The 6522-nt window shown below is 72.0% G+C and carries 3 protein-coding genes; 2 read left to right on the top strand and 1 reads right to left on the bottom strand.

Annotation, left to right across the window (positions count from 1 at the left end; genetic code table 11):
- Positions 1 to 138 precede the first annotated feature (138 nt).
- On the bottom strand, positions 139 to 3528 hold the full coding sequence (locus GNZ18_RS16340) for a S8 family serine peptidase (RefSeq protein WP_156217309.1): 3390 nt from the start codon (positions 3526 to 3528) through the stop codon (positions 139 to 141).
- A gap of 379 nt (positions 3529 to 3907) precedes the next feature.
- Here GNZ18_RS16340 and dnaK point away from each other — a divergent pair, with 379 nt between their 5' ends.
- Positions 3908 to 5773: a molecular chaperone DnaK gene (gene dnaK, locus GNZ18_RS16335; RefSeq protein WP_156217308.1), complete on the top strand. Its 1866-nt coding sequence runs from the start codon at positions 3908 to 3910 to the stop codon at positions 5771 to 5773.
- On the top strand, positions 5767 to 6423 hold the full coding sequence (gene grpE / locus GNZ18_RS16330) for a nucleotide exchange factor GrpE (protein ID WP_312874587.1): 657 nt from the start codon (positions 5767 to 5769) through the stop codon (positions 6421 to 6423). Before dnaK ends, grpE begins: the two co-directional genes overlap by 7 nt.
- Positions 6424 to 6522 lie beyond the last annotated feature (99 nt).

Raw genomic sequence — 6522 nt, 5'->3', positions numbered from 1 at the left:
CGGACCGGTGTCAGGCCGGTCCGGCCGCGCCGCGGTGAGGGGCTTCCCCGTCATGTGGTGCCTTTCCGTCGCACGGATGGCGGTCACAGACGTATCACCCGGAAGCCCCTGCCGCTTTCGTGCCCCGCGGCCCCCGGCCTACCGGACCCGGTAGGCGCGCAGGACGCGCTGCTCGATGCCGCTGCCGCCCGCGTCCTTCGCGCTGACGCGCAGCGACACGGCCTGGCCCTTGGCGGGGGCCGGGAGCGGGGCGCTGAAGCGCCCGCCGCCGAGCGGCTTCACCTGGGCGGCCTGCCAGGTCCCGCCGTCGTCCACGGACGTCCAGAACTCCAGGCCGGTGACCTTCGCCGTGCCCGAGCCCGCCATCCGCGCGACCGTGAACTCGGCCGGTTCGCCCGCGGGCTGGTTGTTCAGGTCGAGCTTCAGGTCGTAGTCGACGAGCAGCAGCGGGAGGCCCGCGCTCCCGTGGCCGCGCGGCTGGCGGCTCCGGAACCGCCACGACGTGAACGTGTGGGTCGACACCGGCAGGAGGGCCGACGCGTCGTTCTCGTACGTCAGCCGGTAGTCGCCGGTACCGGCCGGGACGGTGAAGTCGCCGAACGGGCCGTCCTTCTCACCGATCTTCCTGTCCCCGTCGAACAGCTCCAGGTGCCTTCCCTTCACCTCGTGGATGTCGCAGTCGAAGCCGTCCGGCCGGGTCTGGAGGTCGACGAGCGAGACGCGGATGTTCCGGCCGGTGCGGGTGGTCGGGTAGCGGTTGCAGCCGCTGGGCGTGACGGCGGTGCCGGAGAGCGGGCCCGGACGCAGCGGCTGGCGGCCCCAGCGGTTCGAGGTCCGCTCGCCGGCCTTGAGCGCGGTGAAGCCGCCCTGGTCGACCCAGAGGTCCTCGCCGAACTTGACGAACGCCTCGTCGCCCCACAGCCATCCGGCGTCGGTGGAGACGTAGTCGGTGCGGGTCGTCCCGGGCTTGACCCAGTCGCTCCCCTCGAACGACAGCAGGCCCTCGGGGCTGATGCCGTAGCGCTTCTCGCTCATCGGGATGGACGGGTCGCCGTCGAACGCGGCGAACCGCTGCTCCACCCGGGCCATCCGCTGGACATCGGCGGGGGTGACGACCTGTGTCAGGTCGGCGGGGATCCCGTCGCCAAGCGGGCGGACGACGTCGTAGACGGTGCCGGGCCCGGTCAGCCGGTTGCCGGTGTAGACGTGGAACGTCCCGGTCCGGACGCCGCCCATCGGCTGGGCGTACACGGGCATGGCCGCGGGATCGGAGGAGTACACGCTGTAGGCCCACAGCCCCTGCCCGGCGTCGCGGACCAGGTCCATGGTCGCCGTCGTCTGCTCGGCCTCGACGCCCTCGACGCTCGCCTTCATCGGGACGGCGGCGGCGCCGTCCAGCGTGACGGCCGTGTCGCCCTCGACGACGACCTCGGGGTCGCCGACCAGGGCCGACCGCCAGCCGCTGAAGTCGTCCACGTTGCCGAGGACCGCGTAGACGCCGTCGGGGACGCGGACCTCCGCCGTGCCCGGGACGTCCACCCACTGGGAGAACACCGCCATGTCTTTCATGTTGACCACCGTGGCGGTGGCGCCGAAGTTCGCGGGGTCGGTGCCGGGCAGGGGCGTGGCCTTGACCGTGAGGGTGTGGGCCGGGGGCTCGACGTAGAACGTGACGGGCGTGCCGAGCGCGGCGCCGCCGCCCTTGGCGGTCACCACGGCCGTGTAGAGGCCGGGGCGCGCAGCCAGCTTGGACGCGTCCACGGCCAGCGAGGCCGAGCCGGTCCCGCCGGCGGGAACCTCCGCGCTCGGCTGGAGGCTCGCGACGCCGTCGGTCTTCCGGCCGTGCCGGTCGACGACCTCGACGCTCAGCCCCAGCGAGACGGGCTTGGACGCGGTGGAGGTCCAGGCGAGCTTGGTCGACAGCGCCCCGTGCTCCGGATACCGCGAGGTGCCGAGGTCGACGACGCTCTGCGCGGCCAGGACCGGGCTGAGCACGGCCGCGCCCGCGTCGAGCCGTCCGGCGCCGCGCTCGTAGACGTCGCCGCCGGTCGCCGGGGCGGCCGTGCCGACCAGGGCGGCCTTGAGCCGGGGCGCCCTCCAGTCCGGATGCCTCGCGGCCAGCAGCGCGGCCGCGGCGGCCACGTGCGGCGCGGCCATCGAGGTACCGGACGACTTCGTGTACTCGGCCCCGCTCGGGGTGCCCATCGAGGTGCCCTCGGCGCGGGCCGCGATGGTGTCGACGCCCGGCGCGACGATCTCCGGCTTGGCGACGTGCCCGCGCGGCCCCCGGCTGGAGAACTCGGCGAGCCCGTCGTGGTCGTCGACCGCGCCGACGGTCAGCGCGGTGTCGGCGGTGCCGGGCGTGCCGACGCTCCCGACCAGCCCCTCGTTGCCCGCCGACACCACGAACAGCGTGCCGTACTTCTTGGTGAGGCCGTTCAGCGCCGTGGACAGCGGGTCGGTGCCGTCGGTCGCGTCGCCGCCGAGGCTCATGTTGACGACGCCCGCGCGCGGCGCGGCCCACTCCATCCCGGCGATGACGCCGGAGTCGGTGCCGAAGCCGTCGTCGTCGAGGACCTTGCCGACCAGCAGGCTCGCGTCCGGGGCGACGCCCCGGCGCTCACCGTGCGAGGCGGCGCCGGTGCCCGCGATCGTCGAGGCGACGTGCGTGCCGTGCCCCACCCGGTCGACGGTGTCGGCCGCCTCGGAGAAGTTCTTCGACTCGGCGATGCGCCCCTGGAGGTCGGGATGCCCGGCGTCCACGCCGCTGTCGAGCACCGCGACCTTCGCGCCCTTGCCGGTGAACCCGGCCTTCCACGCGGCGGGCGCGCCGACCTGCTCCAGGTTCCGGTCGAGCCGGTGCCCGGAGGGCGCCGCCGGGGTGCGGGTGAGGGTCGCCGGGGTTCGGGTGAAGGTCGCCGGGGTGCGGGTGAAGGTCGCCTCGACCCTCCCGTCCAGCCAGATGTGCCGGATGTCGCCGGTGGACCTCGCCGACGGCATCCCCGCCAGCGCGGCGCCCAGCCGGCGGGCCTCGCGCTTGGGCTGCCGGACGGCGACGGCGCCGAGACTCGGCAGCTCGCGCGTGGTCTCGAACGTTCCACCGAGCGACTTCGGCGAGCCCGACCCCGGCGCCCGCTGGACGATCAGCCGCACGTCCTCGCTGCGCGCGTCGTCGTACCTCTGCGCGATCAGCGTCGTGACGTCGAACAGCCTGGGGTCGATGACGCGGCCGACCAGCCCGGACACGTCGGTCGGGGTGACGACGACATGCCCGTCCGGCCGGATCTCCTTGCGGAACGAGCGCTTCTCCCTGCCGGGCGCCGGGGTCACCGACACCAGCGGGGGCTTGCCCTTGACCGTCCGGACGTCGACGACGTCCCCGGTCAGCAGCGTCACCTTCCAGGATCCGCCCTGGTCCAGGCCGCCGGGCGGCGGCGAGGCATGGGCGAAGGGCGCCGGCGGAACCGCCAGCGCCCCGGCCGTGAGCGAGATGCCGAGCAGCGCCCGGCTCCAGCGTCTGTGGGTCATCGAGTCTCCTCTGCCACGACCGCCCCGGTTGGACGGTCGCTATTGATCGCCCAATGCGGGTGATCGAATTCACGGCCGAAGCCCCGGTGGATTCCGGATCGCGCGGAGGAGGCGCTCCTCCCGCCGAGGGACGGCGGCGGGGAGGTCCTCCTCCGTGCAGACGATCTTCGGGTCGCCGGGAACGTCACGGGAACCGGAATAGCCCGCTCAATCGTCCTGTTGTAGAGGTCGTCAGCAAAGTTGAGTCCGCTCGACTCAAGTCATTTGACAAGAGGAACCGGCGGACGGCAGTCTTGCTGGCAACGGACCGACCGGCGTGACCCAGGGGGCGACGCCGGGCAGCACGACAGACCGGCAAGAACGACGGAGGACGAGAGACATGGCACGTGCGGTCGGCATCGACCTCGGGACGACCAACTCGGTCGTCGCGATCCTGGAGGGCGGCGAGCCCACCGTCATCGCCAACGCGGAGGGGTCGCGGACCACGCCGTCCGTCGTCGCCTTCGCCAAGAACGGTGAGGTGCTCGTCGGTGAGGTCGCCAAGCGCCAGGCGGTGACCAACGTTGACCGGACGATCCGCTCGGTCAAGCGCGAGATGGGCACCGACTGGAAGACCACCATCGACGGCAAGGACTTCACCCCGCAGCAGATCAGCGCGTTCGTGCTGCAGAAGCTGAAGCGGGACGCCGAGTCCTACCTGGGTGAGACGGTCACCGACGCGGTCGTGACCGTCCCGGCCTACTTCTCCGACCACCAGCGGCAGGCCACCAAGGAGGCCGGGCAGATCGCGGGGCTGAACGTCCTGCGCATCATCAACGAGCCCACCTCGGCGGCGCTGGCCTACCACCTGGAGAAGGAGAACGAGGCCACGATCCTGGTGTTCGACCTGGGCGGCGGCACGTTCGACGTGTCGCTGCTGGAGGTCGGCGACGGCGTGGTCGAGGTCAAGGCCACCAGCGGCGACAACCACCTCGGCGGCGACGACTGGGACAACAAGGTCGTCGACTGGCTGGTCGAGAAGTTCAAGAACGCCAACGGCGTCGACCTGTCCAAGGACAAGATGGCGCTGCAGCGGATCCGCGAGGGCGCGGAGAAGGCCAAGATCGAGCTGTCCGGCTCGTCCGAGACCACGATCCACCTGCCCTACATCACCGCGTCGGCCGAGGGGCCGCTGCACCTGGAGGAGAAGCTCACCCGCGGCGAGTTCCAGCGGATGACCTCCGACCTGCTCGACCGGACCAAGGCGCCGTTCCACTCGGTGCTGAAGGACGCGAACATCTCGGTGAGCGACATCGACCAGGTGGTCCTGGTCGGCGGCTCGACCCGCATGCCGGCGGTGTCGGAGCTGGTCAAGGAGCTGACCGGCGGCAAGGAGCCCAACAAGGGCGTCAACCCCGACGAGGTCGTCGCGATCGGCGCGAGCCTCCAGGCCGGCGTGCTGAAGGGCGAGGTCAAGGACGTCCTGCTGCTGGACGTGACGCCGCTGAGCCTCGGCATCGAGACCAAGGGCGGCATCTTCACCAAGATCATCGAGCGCAACACCACGATCCCGACCAAGCGCTCGGAGACCTTCACCACCGCCGACGACAACCAGCCCTCGGTCGAGATCCAGGTCTTCCAGGGCGAGCGCGAGATCGCCGCCTACAACAAGAAGCTCGGCACGTTCCAGCTCACCGGTCTGCCGCCGGCGCCGCGCGGCGTCCCGCAGATCGAGGTCACCTTCGACATCGACGCCAACGGCATCGTCAACGTCAGCGCGAAGGACCAGGGCACCGGCCGCGAGCAGTCGATGGTCATCACCGGCGGCAGCGCGCTGCCCAAGGACGACATCGAGAAGATGATGCGCGACGCCGAGCAGTACGCCGAGGACGACCGCAAGCGCAAGGAGGAGGCCGAGGTCCGCAACCAGGCCGACACCCTCGCCTACTCCACCGAGAAGTTCCTGCGGGAGAACGACGAGAAGGTCCCGGCCGAGCTGAAGACCGAGGTGGGCGACGCGGTCGCCGAGGTCAAGAAGGCCCTGGAGGGCACCGACGTCGACCTCATCAAGACCAGCGCGGAGAAGCTCGCCCAGGTCAGCCAGAAGATGGGCGCGGCGATGTACGCGCAGAACCCCGAGGGCGCGCAGGCGGGCGCGGACGACCCCGGCCCCACGGCGGGCGCCCAGGGCCAGGCCGACCAGGACGACGAGGTCGTCGACGCCGAGATCGTGGACGACGAGAAGCCGAAGGGTGACGCATCGTGACGACCTCCCCCAACGAGGGCGAGGAGCGGGAGGGCCCGGTGATCCGCGACAAGCGGCGCATCGATCCCGAGACGGGCAAGGTCCGCGAGTCCGGCGGGACGGGCGAGCAGCCCGCCGCGCCGGCCGCGCCGGTCGCCGGTGCCGAGGGCGACGCGGACTCCTCGCTGAAGACCCAGCTCGCGGAGCGGCTCGCCGATCTCCAGCGGCTGAAGGCGGAGTACGACAACTACCGCAAGCGCGTCGAGCGCGACCGGGTCGCGGTGCGGGAGCAGGCCCTCGGGCAGGTGCTCCAGGAGCTGCTCCCGGTGCTGGACGACATTGGCCGCGCCCGTGACCACGACGAGCTGACCGGCGGGTTCAAGTCCGTCGGCGACCGTCTGGAGGCGGTGACGGGCAAGCTCGGCCTGGAGCGCTACGGCGCGAAGGGCGAGCCGTTCGACCCGACCGTCCACGAGGCGCTCATGCACGCGTACTCGGCGGAGGTGACGGAGACGAGCGTGGCGGACGTCCTCCAGCCCGGCTACCGCATCGGCGAGCGGATCCTGCGTCCGGCGCGCGTCGCGGTGGCCGAGCCCGACCCGAACGCCGAACCGGACGCCGCGTCCGACGCCACGCCGAACGGCGACGAGAAGACCGACGACGACGAGTGACCCCTCCGGCTTCGGCCCGGGAGGGATCCGGGGGTGACTCCGGCACGTTCCAGAGGTGACCCTGGAACGGCTCGCGGGCCTGCGCCCCGGGCGGCACCG

This window comes from Actinomadura litoris (assembly GCF_009733595.1).
Lineage (GTDB): Bacteria > Actinomycetota > Actinomycetes > Streptosporangiales > Streptosporangiaceae > Spirillospora > Spirillospora litoris.
This window is presented reverse-complemented; position numbering and strand designations above follow the sequence as displayed.

Coding starts and splice junctions, on each gene's coding strand:
- GNZ18_RS16340 (WP_156217309.1), bottom strand. CDS start 3,528: ATGACCCACAGACGCTGGAGCCGGGCGCTGCTCGGCATCTCGCTCACG.
- dnaK (WP_156217308.1), top strand. CDS start 3,908: ATGGCACGTGCGGTCGGCATCGACCTCGGGACGACCAACTCGGTCGTC.